Genomic DNA, 15893 nt, shown 5'->3' with positions numbered 1-15893 from the left:
ACTAGCGCTGCAAGTTTTATGGTGGGACTGTAGCCCTGACCGGCCCGCGCTGGGAAGAGGCGCCTGACAGAATCGGTCCTCACCCACCCGACCGGCGGAACCGGAGGAAAACGCCACGATGGCCCGTCCACGCACCCCGTTGCTCAGCCGCGAGCGCATCGTCGCCGCTGCTTTGCGGCTGATCGACGACGAGGGGTTGGACGCCCTCTCCACCCGCCGCCTTGCCACCGAGCTGTCGGTGAGCGGGCCCTCGCTCTACAACCACTTCGCCACCAAGGACGAGCTCCTGGACGCGGTGGTGGACAGCGTCATCGGCGAAGTCGACCTGTCGATGTTCGGAGCCGTCGACGGGCAGGCCGGTACCGAGGGGACCCCCTGGCCGGAGGCGCTGCGCGACTGGGCCCGCTCCTACCGCGCCGCGCTGGCCGCGCACCCCAACATCGTCCCGGTCCTCGCCCAGGGCCCGGGGCGGCGGCCCAACGCGCTGCGCCTGGCCGACGCGGTCTTCGGCCACCTGGTCGAGTCCGGGTGGCCGCGCGGCCAGGCGACCCGGATCGGCGCGCTGATGCGCTACTTCGTCACCGGCTCCGCCCTGGCCTCCTTCGCGGCCGGCTTCCCGGCGGACGCCGGGGTCTACGACGCGGCCGACTACCCGCACCTCGGCGAGGCGCACCGGCTGGCCGGGCACCGGGGGACGGTCGACGAGGGCGCCTTCGAGACCGGCCTGGAGGCGCTGCTCGACGGGCTCGCACTGCGCTTCGAGCGACTCGCGCCGCGTTCGTGAGCGGAAGGTTCGCCATCCGGACGTTCGTTGTCGATGCTTTCGTCGCCGATGGGTTCGTCGCCGACGCGTTCGTCGCCGTGACGCCCCGCAGTCCGAGCGTTCGCAGTCCGAACGCTCGTGATCGACACGTTCGTCGGTCCGGAGCTACCAGGCCTCGCGCGGGACGAAGGCCGGCCGCTGCGCCGGGTCCACCGGGTCGTAGTACCGGTGGTAGACCGGCGTCAGCCCGCCCGAGACCGGGGGCACGATCCAGCTCCAGTCCGCCGGGGTCGGGCGGCCGAGCCGCTCCTCCTGGGCGACGTGCTTGAGGAAGCGCTCCGACTCGGTGTGGTGGTCGGCGATGGTCACCCCCGCCTCCTGGAAGGAGTGCAGCACCGCGACGTTGAGCTCGATCAGCGCGCGGTCGCGCCAGAGCGTGCGGTCGCTGGAGGTGTCCAGGCCCAGCCGTTCGGCGACGGTGCCGAGCATGTCGTAGCGGTCGGCGTCGGCGAGGTTGCGGGCGCCGATCTCGGTGCCCATGTACCAGCCGTTGAACGGCGCGGTCGGGTAGCGGACGCCGCCGATCTCCAGCGTCATGTCGCTGATCGCGGGCACCGCGTACCAGCGCAGCCCGAGCTCGGCGAACCAGTCGTGCTCGGGGTGGCTCAGCGGCACCTCCAAGGTGGTGTCGTCCGGCAGTTCGTACCAGGCGGGGGGCTCGCCCGGGCGTTCCTGGACCAGCAGCGGCAGCGCCTCGAAGCGGTCCTCGGCGCACTTCCAGCCCAGCTCGCGGGCCAAGGCGGCGAGCACGGCGCCGGCCGGGTCGCCGACGACCTCCTCGCCGACCCGGTGGCCGGCGTAGCGGACCAGCTGCTGGTTGAGGATGCGGGCGGCTGGGCGGCCCGGACGGTCGGGGGCGAAGACCGAGACCACCGGGCGGATCCGCCCGCCGTTGCCCGCCAGCCGCAGGTGCTCGAAGCACTCGGCGGCGATCTCGTCGGCGAAGGCGAGGTGGCGCAGGTCGCGGACCACCAGGCTGCGCCAGTACAGCCGGCCGATGCAGCGGGCGGCGTTGCGCCAGGCGAGCTTGGCGCCGTAGGTGAGTTCGGCGGGGGTGTGCCGGTAGCCGCCGGTGCGCTCGATCTCGTCGAGGACGGCGCGCAGCCGCGGCTCGGGGTCACCGGCGGCGGGCTGCTCGTGGTGGAACTGCCGGATGAAGTCGGCTGCCTGGTCCGGGTCGGTGAACGGCGCCGACGCGGGCGGCAGTTGCGCGTCCGACGGCGGTACCTCCGCTGTCGCTGCTTCCGACGGCGGTACCTCCGGCGACGGTGCCTCCGGCGTCGGAGCCTCCGGCCGACGGGGCGGGCCGGCGTGGGCCTGCGGGTGCGCGTGGGTGTGGGCGTACGGGCAGCCGCCGGTCGGGGCGGCGGCCGTGGTTCTGCGGGTGCGAAGCCGGTTGAAGATCAAGGACACATCCCTCCTGTCGCACAGGAGTACCGGAGGTGCCCGGTCCGCCGCAGGGAGTGAACGATTCGGCCCCCGCCCCCGCGCGGATCGCGCTAGGGTGCGGGGGCCGAAGGTCCGACCGTCGGATCAGCCGATGTTTCGGCTGGTCAGCCCATGTCCTCCAGCCGGACGCCCTTGGTCTCCTTCAGGTACTTCGCCACGAAGGGGACGGACAGCGCCGCGAAGGCGGCGTAGATCAGGTAGGTCGCCGACAGGTTCCACCGCGACATGGACGGGAACGAGACGGTGATCACCCAGTTGGCGATCCACTGCGCCGAGGCGGCGACGGAGAGTGCGGCGGCGCGGATCCGGTTCGGGAACATCTCGCCGAGCATCACCCAGACGACCACGCCCCAGGACATCGCGAAGAACAGCACGAAGGCGTTGGCGGCGATCAGGGCGACGGTGCCCTGCAGGTCGGGCAGGGTGAGGTTGTCGCCGCTGCCGGTGGCCGAGGAGAACGCCCAGCCGGCCGCGCCGAGCGCGACCGCCATGCCGACCGAGCCGATCAGCGCGAGCGGCTTGCGGCCGACCCGGTCGACCAGCACGATCGCGATCACGGTGCCGAGGATGTTGATGACCGAGCCGATGAAGCTGATCAGCAGCGAGTTGCTCTGGTCGATGCCGACCGACTGCCACAGGATCGACGAGTAGTAGAAGATCACGTTGATGCCGACCAGCTGCTGGAAGACCGACAGGCCGATGCCGACCCAGACGATCGGGAGCAGGCCGAAGCGGCCGCCGAGCAGGTCGCGGAAGCGCGGGCGGTGGTCGGAGTCGATCAGCGCCCGGATCTCGGCGATCCGGGCGTCGGTGTCCACGCCCTCGCCCTCGACCTCGGTGAGCACCTTGCGGGCGTCCTCCAGGCGGTCGGCCTGGATCAGGAAGCGCGGGGACTCGGGGATGACCGAGGAGAGCACGAAGTAGACGACGGCCGGCACGACGCAGATGCCGAGCATCCACTGCCAGGCCTCCAGGCCGAGCAGCTGCCCGCGGGTGTCGCCGCCGGCGGCGTCCGCCAGCACCCAGTTGACCAGCTGGGAGATCGCGATGCCGAGCACGATCGCGGCCTGCTGGAAGGAGGCGAGGCGGCCGCGGTACTTGGTCGGCGCGACCTCGGCGATGTAGGTCGGGGCGATCACCGAGGCGATGCCGATGGCCGCGCCGCCGAGGACGCGCCAGAGGGCGAGGTCCCAGGCGGAGAAGGGCAGCATCGAGCCGACGGCGCTGACCGCGAAGAGCAGCGCGCCCGCCTTCATGACCTTGATGCGGCCGTACCGGTCGGCGAACCGGCCGGCCAGCGCGGCGCCGACCGCCGAGCCCAGCAGGGCCGAGGAGACGATCAGGCCGGTCACGCCGTCACCGACGCCGAACTTCGCCTGGATGCCGGATACGGCGCCGTTGATCACGGAGCTGTCGTAGCCGAACAGGAAGCCGCCGAGGGCAGCGGCGGCGGTGATGAAGACGACGAAGCCGAGGCGGCCGGGCGCGGGGGCCTCGACCGCCCCGGAGGGCTTCTGGGTGACGCTCACGATCTCTGACTCCTGGTACTCAACACTGAGCTCGGTAGTCGCGATCGTAACCCCTGTTCGTTTAACTCTTGTACACCGGGATCCTCATTTCGGACTCATGGAATTCGTAAGGTGAACAACCAAATTGAGCTGTTCCCGCCGGGGTGTACCTCGCGCCCGACGCGGCGGACCCCGCGCCCGACGGGGCGGACCCCGCTCACGCCGGAGCGGAGAGCGAGAGCCCGAACCGGCCCTCCGGGTCCGTCCACCAGTGGGTCAGCCGCAGTCCGGCCGCCGCCAGCTCCCCGGTGACCCGCTCGCGGCGGAACTTGGCCGACACTTCGGTGCGCAGCTCCTCCCCGCGGGCGAAGTGCACCGGCAGGTCCAGCGCCGGGATCTTGACGGTCTGCGAGCGCAGCGAGCGCAACCGCATCTCGATCCACTCCTGCTCGGCGTCCCAGTGCGCGACGTGCTCGAAGGCGTCCGGGTCGAAGTCGGCGTCCAGCTCGCGGTTGAGCACGTTGAGCACGTTGCGGTTGAACTCGGCGGTCACCCCGGCGGAGTCGTCGTAGGCGGCGACCAGCACCGCCGGGTCCTTGACCAGGTCGGTGCCGAGCAGCAGGAAGTCGCCCGGGTCGAGGGCGGTGCGCAGCCTGCGCAGGAAGGCCGCGCGCTCCTCGGGCAGCAGGTTGCCCAGGGTGCCGCCGAGGAAGGCGACCAGGCGGGGGCCGCCGTCCGGGGGCAGGCCCAGCCGGGCGGTGAAGTCGGCGAGCACGCCGTGCACCGCCAGTCCCGGGTACTCGGCGGCGAGCGCCGTGCCGGCCGCGGTCAGCGCGCTCTCGCTGACGTCCACCGGGACGTACGTCTCCAGGGTGTCGAGCGCGCGCAGGGCGTCCAGCAGCAGCCGGGTCTTCTCGGAGGAGCCGGAGCCCAGCTCGACCAGGGTGCGGGCCCGGCTGGCGGCGGCGATCTCGCCGGCCCGGGCGGTCAGGATGGCCCGCTCGGCGCGGGTCGGGTAGTACTCGGGCAGCCGGGTGATCTCCTCGAACAGCTCGCTGCCCCGCGCGTCGTAGAACCACTTCGGCGGCAGCCACTTCGGTTCGGAGGTCAGGCCGTGCTGCACGTCCTGGCGCAGCGTGGTGCTGAAGTGGTCGGCGGGCAGCAGTCGGGTGAGATCGAAGGTGTCCATGACAGGGTGGTTCCTCTGTTCAGAAGATGAAGGGAGAGCAGGGGATCAGTAGTGGCTGGGGAGAGGGCGGACGGTGACGCCTCGCCCGTCGGCCAGCAGCAGCGAGCCGTCCGGGACGGGCGTCCAGCCCGGTGCGTCGTCGTACGGCTCGGAGGCCACCACCGTGCCGAGGCCCGGCAAGGAGCGGTGGTGCAGGGTGTCGCCCCAGGTGGTCGCAGCGATCGCGGTGCCGTCGGTGAGCAGCAGGTTGAGCCGCCCGGTGGCGTGCGCGGCGACGTCCGCGACGGTGCCGGCCAGCGCGTCGTCGAGCCCGGCGCCGGCCCGCAGCCGGTGCAGGGTGAGGGCCCACAGCAGGGCCGAGTCGGTGCGCGCCTCCAGCTCCAGCAACTCGGCGGGCGGGAGCAGCGCCGCCAGGGCGTCCAGCTTGCCCGGCCAGCCGGCCACCGCGCCGTTGTGGCTGAACAGCCAGCGCCCGGAGGCGAACGGCGCGGACGCGGTCTCGCCCGCCGCGCAGCCCTCGGTGGCCGAGCGCACGGCCGCCAGCAGGGCCCGGGTGCGGACCACCCGGGCGAGGTCGGCGAAGGTCTCGTCCGCCCAGATCGGCCCGGTCCGGCGGTAGCGGGCGGGCACCTCGTCGCCGTCCGCGTACCAGCCGAGGCCGAAGCCGTCCACGTTGACCGTGCCGTGCTGCTGCGTCCGGGGCGCCCAGGACTGCCGGTAGAGCCCGTGCGGCGGGTGCACCAGCAGCTCCAGTGGCGCCAACGGTGCTCCAAAGTAGGCGATGTGACGGCACATCAGGCATCCCCCAGGTCGCGGGCGGTGCGGAACCCGGCGAAGATCTGCCGCCGGATCGGGTAGTCCCAGTTGCGGAAGGTGCCGCGGCAGGCGACCGGCGCCACCGCGAAGCAGCCGCCGCGCAGCACCTTGTACTCGGGGCCGAAGAAGACCTCCGAGTACTCCCGGTACGGCCACGCCCGGAAGCCCGGGTACGAGCGGAAGTCGCTGGCCGTCCACTCCCACACGTCGCCGATCAACTGCCGTACGCCGTAAGGGGACTGGCCCGCCGGGTAGCTGCCGGCCCCGGCCGGGCGCAGATGGCGCTGGCCGAGGTTGGCGTGCTCCGGGCCGGGAGCGCCGTCGCCCCAGGGGTAGCGGCGGGAGCGGCCGGTGGCCGGGTCGTGCCGGGCCGCCTTCTCCCACTCCGCCTCGGTCGGCAGCCGCCGCCCGGCCCACCGGGCGTACGCGTCCGCCTCGTACCAGCTGACGTGCAGCACCGGCTCGTCCGGCGTCACCGGCTCGACGGTGCCGAAGCGGCGGCGCAGCCACTCGCCGTCCCGGTGCTGCCAGAACAGCGGGGCGGTGAGGTCGGCGCGCTGCCTGTGCTCCCACCCCTCGGGCGTCCACCAGCGTGGGTCGTCGTAGCCGCCGTCGGCGATGAAGCGCTGGTAGGCGGCGTTGGTGACGGGGGTGGTGTCGAGCAGGAAGGCCGGCAGGTCGACGCGGTGCGCCGGGCGCTCGTTGTCCAGCGCCCAGGGTTCGGTGTCCGTGCCCATGGTGAACGGGCCTGCCGGGATGAGGACTTCGGCGGGCAGCGTGGCCGCGTCGGCGGGCACGGGCGGCGGCGGGGGAGCGGCCAGGGCCGGCTCGCCCTTGCGGAGCTGATGTGTGATCAGCATCGTTTCGTCGTGCTGCTGTTCGTGCTGCGCGATCATTCCGAACGCGAACCCGGCCTCCAGCAGCGGCGCGCCCTCCAGCGGACTGGCGGCGAGCAGGTCCAGTACCCGGCCGCGCACCTCGTGGGAGTACGCGCGGGCCTCGGCGGGCGGCAGCAGCGGCAGGCTGGGGCGCTCGGCCCGGGGGTGCTGGAACGCGTCGTACAGCCCGTCGATCTCCGGGTGCATCGGGTCGCGACCGCCGACGTTGCGCAGCAGCCAGAGCTCCTCCTGGTTGCCGATGTGCGCGAGGTCCCAGACCAGCGGGGACATCAGCGGGGAGTGCTGGGCGGTGAGGTCGCCGTCCTCGACGCAGTCGGTCAGTGCGGCGGTCCGGGCGCGGGCGGCCGACAGCTCGGCGACGATGGTCTCGCGCAGGTCCTCGATGCCGCGGGCCGCCGTGAGGTCGCGGGTTGCATCGATGCCGCGGGCCGCCGTGAGGTCGCGCGCCGCGTCGATGTCGCGGGCTGCCGCCGTGCCGGGTGCTGCCCCGACTCCCGTGGCGGGAGCCGCGGTCGGGCCGTTCGGTCGGACGTCGGTCATGGTGCGGCCTCCTCCGGAGGAGTGCGTCGGGTACCGGAGCGCAGGGCGTCCAGCTGGTCGTCGGCCGGGCAGCGGCCGCGCGCGGGGTAGCGCTCGGCGAACTCGGCGACGGCGGTGCGCAGCCGCCCGGCACCGGGCAGGCGGCCCAGTGCGGCGTCGGCGGCGGCGAAGCAGGAGAGGGCGGCGCGGCGCAGCTCGGGGTCGGCGACCGCCAGGGTGGCGGCGCGGCGCCAGACGTCGCTGCGCGGCGGGCGCGGACCGCCCTGGCATTCCAGCGGCTCCAGCGCGGCACGCGCGGTGTCGGCGGCCACCGGGTCGTCCAGCAGCGCGGTGACCAGCGCGGCGACCACCGTCCAGCCGTCCCCGGGCTGGGCGTCGATCATCCGCAGCTCCAGGTGGCCGCGCGGGCGCACCGGCGGGAAGAGCGTCGTGCGGTGGTAGTCCAAGTCGGCGAGCGTGGGCGGGCGTTCGCCGCCTCCGCGGATCCAGTCACGGAAGGTCAGCCCGGCCGGGGCCGTCCACGGCAGCCCCTCCGGTCGTCGTACGCACAGCACTTCGGCGTCCAGCACGTACTGCGCCCAGGCGTCGCGCGGGTCGCCGTGGTCAGGCTCCGGGGCCAGCGTGCGGGTCGGGTCCATCCGGGACCAGACGGTCTGTCGGGTGGACCGGTGGCCGGTCGGTCTGCCGTCCAGGAGCGGGGAGTTGGCGAAGGCGGCGACCAGCACCGGGCCCAGCCGGTGGACCAGCTGCCAGCGGCGCTCCACCGCCTGCGGGCCGTCCGCGTCGCCGGCGTCCAGGCACACCTGCACCGACGCGGTACCGGTCATCATGATCCGGCCCCAGGGCCCGGCGGAGTCGAAGAAGCGCTCCATCGCGACGTAGCGGGGGTGGTCCAGCACCATCCGTCGGGGGCGGGCCAGCGGGTCCGTCCCGGTGCCGGTGAGACGCAGGCCCTGCGCCGCGAAGGCGGCCCGCAGGGCGGTCAGATCGCGTCGGGTGTCCTCGGCGCAGGCCACGAGGCCGGTGGCGGGCGGGGAGCTGAGCTCGACCTGTCCGCCGGGTTCGAGCGTGAGGCGCGAACCGGAGGGGAGCGAGGTGCCGTCGGCGCCGCCGAGGGGCAGCGACTCCAGTGCGGCGTGGAGGAGTTCCGGCCGTACGGGCCGGGTGGGACATCGATCGTCATGGACGAACCACTCGACCTCGACACCCACCAGTCGAGGCGGTCCGATCTTGAAGCAGACGCCCGACACGTGGCTGCGCGCCCCCGATTCGGTCAACGGGGCCACCCCCGTCGGGGGCGGTGCTGCGCTCTGCCGGTCGGGCGGAGTGGTGCGGGATGTCGGTATCACCGGACTCACCATCCTCGGGATCACGATTGCGGCCCGGTCTACCTTGCCCAGTCTGCTACGGAGCATGCCGGGACGCTTCGCAAAAATCGCGTGAACGTTCGTTTCCGCAGGTCAGGGGCGTGGCGAACGGGTGAGGACGGGGGATTGGGGAGGCCTGCGCGCAGGTGCGCACGCGGTGTGAACGACCCGGGCACATACCGCGATCACCAGAGGTCGAGCAGCTCCAGCCGCGCCAGGACGGTGTCCAGCACCGGGCCCGGCAGGGCGTAGTTCAACCGCAGCGAACCGTGGCCGCCCGGGCCGAACTCGGCGCCGTCGGCGGCCTCCAGGCCGCAGCGCTCCAGTAGCGCCCGCCGGGCGTCCGCGGGCGGCAGACCGAGGGCGGCGGCGTCCAGCCAGAGCAGGTAGGAGGCCTGCGGAGCCGAGCGGACGGCGGAACCGAGCCGGTCGGTCAGCCCGGTGCGGGCGGCGGCGAGGTGGACGAGCAGCGCGTCCAGCCACGGACCGCCCTCGCGCAGCGCCGCCTTCTGCACGGTCTGCTCCAGCAGTCCGCCCTCCCACAGCCCGTAGCCGGCCAGGGCGTCGGCGAACCGGGTGCGCAGCGCGGCATCGGGCACGAGGGCGAAACTGCTCGGGATGCCCGAGCAGTTGAAGGTCTTGCCGACGGAGTTGAGGGTGACGACGAGGTGGCGGTGCGCCGGGTCGACGGTGGCGACGGCGACGGGGTGCACCCGACCCGGGTGGGTGAGGTCGCCGTGCACCTCGTCCGAGACCAGCAGCGCGCCCGCCTCCGCCGCCCGCTCGGCCAGCGCGCGCAAGCGGTCGACGGGCCAGACCCGGCCGGAGGGGTTGTGCGGGCTGCTGAGCAGCACGGCGGCGGCCGGAGCGGGGAGCGGGCCGTCCGGGAGCCGGTAGCCGTCGGGTCCGACGGGCAGCGGCAGCTCCCGGTACGGGATGCGCGCGGCGCGGCAGAGCTGGGCGAAGCCGCCCCACTCGGGGGTCGGGAAGAGCACGGGCGGCTGCGGGCACGCGGCCGGCGTCTCGGTCCGGACGACGGCCTCCAGCAGGACGCGCAGCGCGGTGCGCGGGCCGCAGGGCAGCAGCAGGACCCAGTCCGGATCCACCTCGACGCCGTGCCGGGCGCGGTACCAGCCGGCCACCAGGGTTCGGCCGGCCGGGTCGCAGACCGTGTAGCCGTACGCGCGGTGGCGGGCGCGCCGCTGCAGGGCCTCGGCGATCGCGGGCGGGCCGGGGAGGTCCATGTCGGCGAGGCCCATCGGGATCACCCCGGGGGCCTCCGCCCTGGCCCACTTGCTGCTGCCGGTGCCGGCGCGGTCGAAGGGGGCGTCGAAGCCGTGGTCGAAGCGGCCGGCGGGCGTGGCGGGCGTGGCAGTCATGGCGGGCCTCCGGTGCGGCGGGACGCTCCGGACAGACCCTAGCCCCGGCGGCGCCGCCGCGTCCCAGGGTTCGGGCACGGGTGGGCGGATCACCAGGCGGCCCGTAGGCTGCCCGGCGGCCCGCGGCCGAGGCGACAGCGAACAGACGACAGATTTCGAAATCTGTTATCTGTTCGCTGAAAGTTGTCACCTGAAAGCTGTCAGTCGTCCGCCGTCGCCAGGAAAGCCGCCAGCCCGCGCCGCCCGCGGCGCATCATCACCGCGTGGTTGACCCGGAAGAGCGGGTGCAGCGGCAGGGCGAGGCGGCGCAATAACGCCTTCCCGGGCCGGGTGTCCTCCTCGAACAGCACCCGGCTCCACGCACCATCCGGACCGCCCCCGCCGCCCGAACCGTCCGGCAGAACGGTGAACCGCGACCACCCGGTGAGGTCCCCGCACATGGCGACCTCCAGCACCCCGGCCGCCGGGTCGCGCCGACTCACCTCCAGGCCGATCACCAGCCGGTACGGCAGCAGCGCGCGCACCACCACCTGCCCGGAGCCCTCTCCGGTGGGCCGGGCCTCGAGGATCTCCGGCCACCAGCGGGGGTAGTTCCGGACGTCCTCCAGCGCCGCGTACACGGCGGGCGCCGGCGCCGCGAGCCGCCACACGCCCCGGAAGCGGTAGTGGTTGGGGTCCACGGGCTTCACCCTAGCCGCGCACCACGCCGCCCCGGCCGTACACCGGTGGCAGTACCGCAGTGGCAGTACACCGACGGCAGTACACCGGCCCGACCCGACCCCGCCGCTACCCCGGCTCGGCCAGGGTGAAGGCGGTGTTGACCAGTGCCACGTGGGTGAACGCCTGTGGCGTGTTGCCGAGTTGGCGTCCGGCGTGCGGGTCCCACTGCTCGGAGAGCAGCCCGAGGTCGTTGGCGAGCCCGACCACCCGCGCGAACAGCGCCCGCGCCTCGTCCGTCCGCCCGGTCGCGGCGAGCGCGTCGGCGAGCCAGAACGAGCAGGCCAGGAAGGCTCCTTCGCCGCCCGGCAGCCCGTCGCCGTGGGTCCCGGCGTGGTAGCGGCGCACCAGCCCGCCGTGGTCGAGCCCGTCCCGGACGGCGTCCACGGTGCGGACGACCCGGGGGTCGTCCGGCGGCAGGAAGCCGCTCTTGACCACGAACAGGGTGGCCGCGTCCAGCCCGCGCCCGCCGTAGTGCTGGACGAACACGCCGCGCCGGCGGTCGTAGCCGTGCGTGCAGACGTCGGCGTGGACGGTGTCGCGCAGCTCGCGCCAGCGGTCGACCGGCGCGGGCAGCCCGGTGGCCTCGGCGAGCCGGACGGCGCGGTCGGCGGCGACCCAGCACATCACCTTGGAGTGGACGAAGTGCCGCCGCCCGCCGCGCACTTCCCACAGCCCCTCGTCCGGCTCGCGCCAGTGCCGCTCGAGGTGGTCCATCAGCGAGCGCAGCAGCGACCAGACGTGCCGTTCCATCGGCAGCCCCGCCAGCAGCGCGAGGTGGAGGGTGTCCACCACCTCGCCGTAGACGTCGAGTTGGAGCTGGTCGACGGCGGCGTTGCCGAACCGGACCGGCCGCGAGCCCTCGTACCCGGGCAGCCAGTCGGCGGTGCTCTCGCCGAGCATCCGCTCCCCGGCGACCCCGTACACGGCCTGGAGGTGCCGGGGGCCTCCGGCGATGGCGCGCAGCAGCCAGCGGCGCCAGGCGGCGGCCTCCTCCCGGAACCCCCCGCGCAGCAGGGCGGAGAGCGTCATCGAGGAGTCGCGCAGCCAGCAGAAGCGGTAGTCCCAGTTGCGCGCGCCGCCGATCCGCTCCGGCAGGGAGGCGGTGGCGGCGGCGACGATCCCGCCGGTGGGGGCGTAGGCGAGCGCCTTCAGGGTGAGCAGCGAGCGCAGCACGGCCGACTGCCACTCGCCCCGGTACCGGCAGCCGGACGCCCAGTGCTGCCACCGGTCGAGGGTGGCGAGCAGCGCCTGCTCGGGGTCGGTGCGCGGGGCGGAGGCCAGGTGGGAGGGCTGCCAGGTGAGCACGAAGGGGACGCGCAGCCCGGCGGTGACGGTGAACTCCGAGGTGGTGACGCCGTCCAGTCCGTATGTGTGGACCCCCGGGGGCACCCGCAGCCACGCGGAGTCGGGCCCGGCGACGGCGACCCGGTGGTGCCCGGTGCGCCGGACCCACGGGTCGATCCGTCCGTAGTTGAAGCGCAGTCGCAGGGTGCCGCGCACCGGAACGGTGCCCTCCAGGCCCTCGACGATCCGGATCAGCTGCGGGTCGCGCTGCCCGCCCTGGCCGCGCTGCGGCATGAAGTCCGTGACCCGCACCCGCCCGTCGGAGGCCTGCCACTCGCTCTCCAGCACGAGGCTGTCGCCCCGGTAGCGGCGGACGTGGCACTCGGCGGCGCCCGTCGGAGCGATCTGCCAGGCGCCGTGGTGCTCGTCGCCGAGCAGCCTGGCGAAACAGCTGGGGGAGTCGAAGCGGGGCAGGCACAGCCAGTCGACCGATCCGTCCCGGCCCACCAGGGCGGCGGTCTGCAGGTCGCCGATGAGGGCGTAGTCCTCGATGCCTCCGGTCATCACGCCCATTGTGGGACGCGCCCCGGCCACCCCGCACCGCAGGAACCGTAAGGCACGCCCCCGGGCCCCCGCCACCCCGCACCGCAGGAACCGCGGCACCCGCCCCCGGGCCCCCGCCACCCCGCACCGCAGGAACCGCGGCACCCGCCCCCGGGCCCCCGCCACCCCGCACCGCAGGAACCGCGGCACCCGCCCCCGGGCCCCCGCCGGCCGGCCTCCGGGAGCCGCTCACTCCGCTTGCACCCGTTCGGGGTGCGGAGGAGGATCTTCTGTGCTTGTAGTCTCAGCTGTCACAGCAGTGTCCTGGCGGCACTGCCGCCCCGCCACCGGAGTGAAGGAGTCACAGGCATGCGGCGACCGAGCTGGGTACCGGAGGGTATGGACCTGGACAAACCGAACGCCGCGCGGGTCTACGACTACTACCTGGGGGGCTCCCACAACTTCGAGGTCGACCGGGAGATGGCCCGCAAGGCCATGGCCCTGTGGCCGGAGCTGCCCCAGATCATGCGGTCCAACCGCGCCTTCCTGCGCCGCGCCGTGACCTTCCTCGCCGAGCGGGGCATCAGCCGCTTCCTGGACATCGGCTCCGGCATCCCGACCTTCGGCGCGGTGCACGAGATCGCCCGCGCGATCCGGCCCGAGGCGAAGGTCGTCTACGTGGACCGCGACCCGGTCGCCGTCGCGCACAGCCGCCTGCTGCTCGAAGGGGACCCGGCCAGCGAGGTCATCCAGGCGGACCTCCGGGACGTCGACGACCTGCTGGCCCGCCCCGAGGTGGCCGGGCTGCTGGCCGAGGGCGAGCCGGTGGCCGTGCTGCTGGTGGCCGTGGCGCACTTCGTCAGCGACGCCGAGGACCCGTGGAAGCTGATCGGCGCGATCCGGGACGTGCTGCCCCCCGGCAGCGCCCTGGTCCTCTCCCACGCCTCGCTGGAGGGTCGCCCGGACCAGGCGGAGAACCACCAGAAGTTGTACCGGATGACGCCGACCCCGCTGACCATGCGCACTCACGAGCAGATCACCGCGATGTTCGACGGCTTCGAGCTGGTCGAGCCGGGCGTGGTCTACCTGCCGCAGTGGCGCCCGGACCAGCCGGAGTCGGTCGGTGAGCACCCCGAGCGGATGACCGGGGTGGCGGGCGTGGGGTTCCGTCCTTGAGCGGAGCAGAGGTCCCGGAGCGGGCAGGGGTGCGGAGATGAGCGCCACCCCCGCCGCCGGCCGGTTCCACGGGGACTGGGCCCGGCTGCTGTCGGCCGACCACGGCATCGTCGTCCACCCCGGCCTGCTCAACCGGCTGGTCTCGCGCACCGCCGCGCTGCTGCACCGCGCCCAGGAGGGCGAGCCCTTCGAGCCGCGGCTGGCCGCGCAGGCCGGCGCCGAGCTGGTCGACGCGCACTTCACCGACCCGGTGCTGCTGGCGAGGGCCGTCGAGCTGCTCCAGGCGCAGCCGCTCACCGACGGCCGCGGCCCCGCCCTGACCGGTGCCTTCGCGGCCGGCTGGGCCGCCGCCCTGCGCGAGCGGACGCTGCGCGAGCAGGAGGCGATCCGCACCGCCGCCGACACCGCCCGCAAGGAGGCCGAGCGGGCGCTGCGCGCCTCCGAGGCCCGGTTCCGCGCGCTGTTCGAGAGCGCCGCGATCGGCATCGGCATCGGCGACACGAACGGCAACATTCTGGCGGTCAACAAGGCACTGCAGGAGCTGTTCGGCGCGGGCCCCGCGGACATGATCGGCCGCCGGGTCGGCGACCTCGTGCACCCCGAGGACACCCCGGGCGTGTGGGAGGCGTACGAGGAGCTGATCAGCGGCAAGCGCGAGTACTTCCAGTTCGACAAGCCGTACTACCGCCAGGACGGCGAGGTGGTCTGGACCCACCTGACCGTCTCGCTGATCCGCGACGACGACGGCACCCCGCAGTACCAGGTCGCGATGCTGGAGGACGTCACCGACCGCTACCGGCTCCAGGAGCGGCTGCGCCACCAGGCCACCCACGACCCGCTGACCGGCCTGCCCAACCGCGCGGCCTTCTTCGAGCGACTGGAGAAGCTGTTCGAGGACCCGGAGCCGGGAGCCCGCTTCGGCCTCTGCTACGTCGACCTCGACGGCTTCAAGGTGGTCAACGACAGCCTGGGCCACGACATGGGCGACCAGCTGCTGGGCGCGGTCGCCGCCCGGCTGAAGGCCGCCCTCACCCCGCTCGGCCACCTGGTCGCCCGGCTCGGCGGCGACGAGTTCGTCGTCCTGCTGGAGAAGTGCCGCGGCGAGCAGGAGGCGGTGGCTGCCGCGAAGACGGTGCTCAAGGCGCTGTCCGGGCCGGTGCTGATCGGCGATCACAAGCTGGCCGTGGGCGCGAGCGTGGGCGTACTGGAGCGGCGGGTGTCCACGACCACCCCGGGCGCCGCCGTCCGGGCCGCCGACCTGACGCTCTACCGGGCCAAGGAGGCCGGCCGCGGCCGCTGGACGCTGTTCGACCCCAAGGAGAACGCCCGCGCGGTCAGCCGCTACGCGGTGTCGGTGCGGATGCCCGCCGCCCTGGACCGCGGTGAGTTCTTCATCGACTACCAGCCGCTGTACCGGCTGTCGGACGGCCGGCTCGCCGCCGTGGAGGCGCTGGTGCGCTGGCGCCACCCGCAGCTCGGCGTGCTCGGCCCGGACGAGTTCGTCACCACCGCGGAGCAGACCGGGCTGATCATGCCGCTCGGCCGCTGGGTGCTGGAACAGGCCTGCGGCCAGGCGGCGGACTGGAGCAAGCGCTTCGGTGACGCCGCGCCGCAACTGAACGTCAACCTGGCGGTCCGCCAGGCCCGCAGCACCGCACTGGTCTCCGACCTCGGCCGGATCCTCGACGGCACCGGCCTGGACCCGGCCCTGCTCCAGCTGGAGATCACCGAGTCGACCGTGGTCGGGCCGGAGGACGAGGCGCTGCGCACCCTGCACGGGCTGGTCGACCTCGGAGTGTCGCTGGCCGTGGACGACTTCGGCACCGGCTGGTCCAACCTCTCCTACCTGCGCGACCTGCCGGTCTCCGGGCTGAAGATCGCCGGGTCCTTCGTGGGCGACCTGCACGAACCGGGCAAGGACGAGTCCACCGGCTGGCGGATCGTCAGCGGCCTGGTGTCGATGGCGCACGCGCTCGGACTGAACGTCACCGCCGAAGGGGTGGAGACCGCCAAGGACGCCGAGCGGCTGCGCACCATCGGCTGCGACTGGGCGCAGGGTTGGCACTTCGGGCGCCCGGTGCGGCCGGCCGAGATCGCCCGCCGGATCGCGGAGGAGCCGCAGGGCCGCCCCGTCGACGGCTGAGCTCGACGGCCGCGAGGGGGGTGGTGACGCGGCGTTGCCAGACGTCATGCGAAGTTA

General features: G+C 73.8%; 12 protein-coding genes. 3 read left to right on the top strand and 9 right to left on the bottom strand.

What is annotated here, in order from left to right; all coding sequences use genetic code 11:
• Positions 1-118: 118 nt before the first annotated feature.
• Complete coding sequence (locus ACZ3TI_RS03245) at positions 119-784, top strand: TetR/AcrR family transcriptional regulator (protein WP_465722724.1); 666 nt, start codon at positions 119-121, stop codon at positions 782-784.
• A 144-nt stretch (positions 785-928) separates the two neighbouring features.
• On the opposite strand, the gene ACZ3TI_RS03240 is transcribed toward ACZ3TI_RS03245, so the two are convergent.
• The 9 genes from ACZ3TI_RS03240 to ACZ3TI_RS03200 all read right to left on the bottom strand — a co-directional run bounded on the left by ACZ3TI_RS03240 (position 929) and on the right by ACZ3TI_RS03200 (position 12538).
• Entirely contained in the window at positions 929-2029 is a 1101-nt protein-coding gene (locus tag ACZ3TI_RS03240) for a nitric oxide synthase oxygenase (RefSeq protein ID WP_465723322.1), read from the bottom strand.
• A 347-nt stretch (positions 2030-2376) separates the two neighbouring features.
• Entirely contained in the window at positions 2377-3801 is a 1425-nt protein-coding gene (locus tag ACZ3TI_RS03235) for a sugar porter family MFS transporter (protein WP_465722722.1), read from the bottom strand.
• A 196-nt stretch (positions 3802-3997) separates the two neighbouring features.
• Positions 3998-4969, bottom strand: coding sequence for an L-histidine N(alpha)-methyltransferase (egtD, locus tag ACZ3TI_RS03230; RefSeq protein ID WP_465722720.1), 972 nt, complete (start codon positions 4967-4969; stop codon positions 3998-4000).
• Between the two features lie 45 nt (positions 4970-5014).
• Positions 5015-5764: an ergothioneine biosynthesis protein EgtC gene (egtC, locus tag ACZ3TI_RS03225; protein ID WP_465722718.1), complete on the bottom strand. Its 750-nt coding sequence runs from the start codon at positions 5762-5764 to the stop codon at positions 5015-5017.
• Complete coding sequence (gene egtB / locus ACZ3TI_RS03220; RefSeq protein ID WP_465722716.1) at positions 5764-7224, bottom strand: ergothioneine biosynthesis protein EgtB; 1461 nt, start codon at positions 7222-7224, stop codon at positions 5764-5766. Before egtB ends, egtC begins: the two co-directional genes overlap by 1 nt.
• Positions 7221-8510, bottom strand: coding sequence for an ergothioneine biosynthesis glutamate--cysteine ligase EgtA (gene egtA / locus ACZ3TI_RS03215; protein ID WP_465723320.1), 1290 nt, complete (start codon positions 8508-8510; stop codon positions 7221-7223). Before egtA ends, egtB begins: the two co-directional genes overlap by 4 nt.
• A gap of 266 nt (positions 8511-8776) precedes the next feature.
• Positions 8777-9970: an aminotransferase class I/II-fold pyridoxal phosphate-dependent enzyme gene (locus ACZ3TI_RS03210; RefSeq protein WP_465722714.1), complete on the bottom strand. Its 1194-nt coding sequence runs from the start codon at positions 9968-9970 to the stop codon at positions 8777-8779.
• Between the two features lie 200 nt (positions 9971-10170).
• A complete protein-coding gene (locus ACZ3TI_RS03205; RefSeq protein WP_465722712.1) occupies positions 10171-10650 on the bottom strand; it encodes an SRPBCC family protein in 480 nt (159 codons plus the stop codon).
• Between the two features lie 106 nt (positions 10651-10756).
• A complete protein-coding gene (locus ACZ3TI_RS03200) occupies positions 10757-12538 on the bottom strand; it encodes a glycoside hydrolase family 15 protein (protein WP_465722710.1) in 1782 nt (593 codons plus the stop codon).
• 348 nt (positions 12539-12886) lie between these two features.
• Between ACZ3TI_RS03200 and ACZ3TI_RS03195 the strand changes: the two genes are divergently transcribed.
• Positions 12887-13693, top strand: coding sequence for an SAM-dependent methyltransferase (locus tag ACZ3TI_RS03195; RefSeq protein ID WP_465722708.1), 807 nt, complete (start codon positions 12887-12889; stop codon positions 13691-13693).
• A 37-nt stretch (positions 13694-13730) separates the two neighbouring features.
• Positions 13731-15836 (top strand): putative bifunctional diguanylate cyclase/phosphodiesterase, encoded by a 2106-nt coding sequence (locus tag ACZ3TI_RS03190; protein WP_465722706.1) that lies wholly within the window; start codon positions 13731-13733, stop codon positions 15834-15836.
• The last annotated feature ends 57 nt before the right edge of the window (positions 15837-15893 follow it).

It is taken from the genome of Kitasatospora sp. NPDC023120 (assembly GCF_055560835.1).
This window is presented reverse-complemented; position numbering and strand designations above follow the sequence as displayed.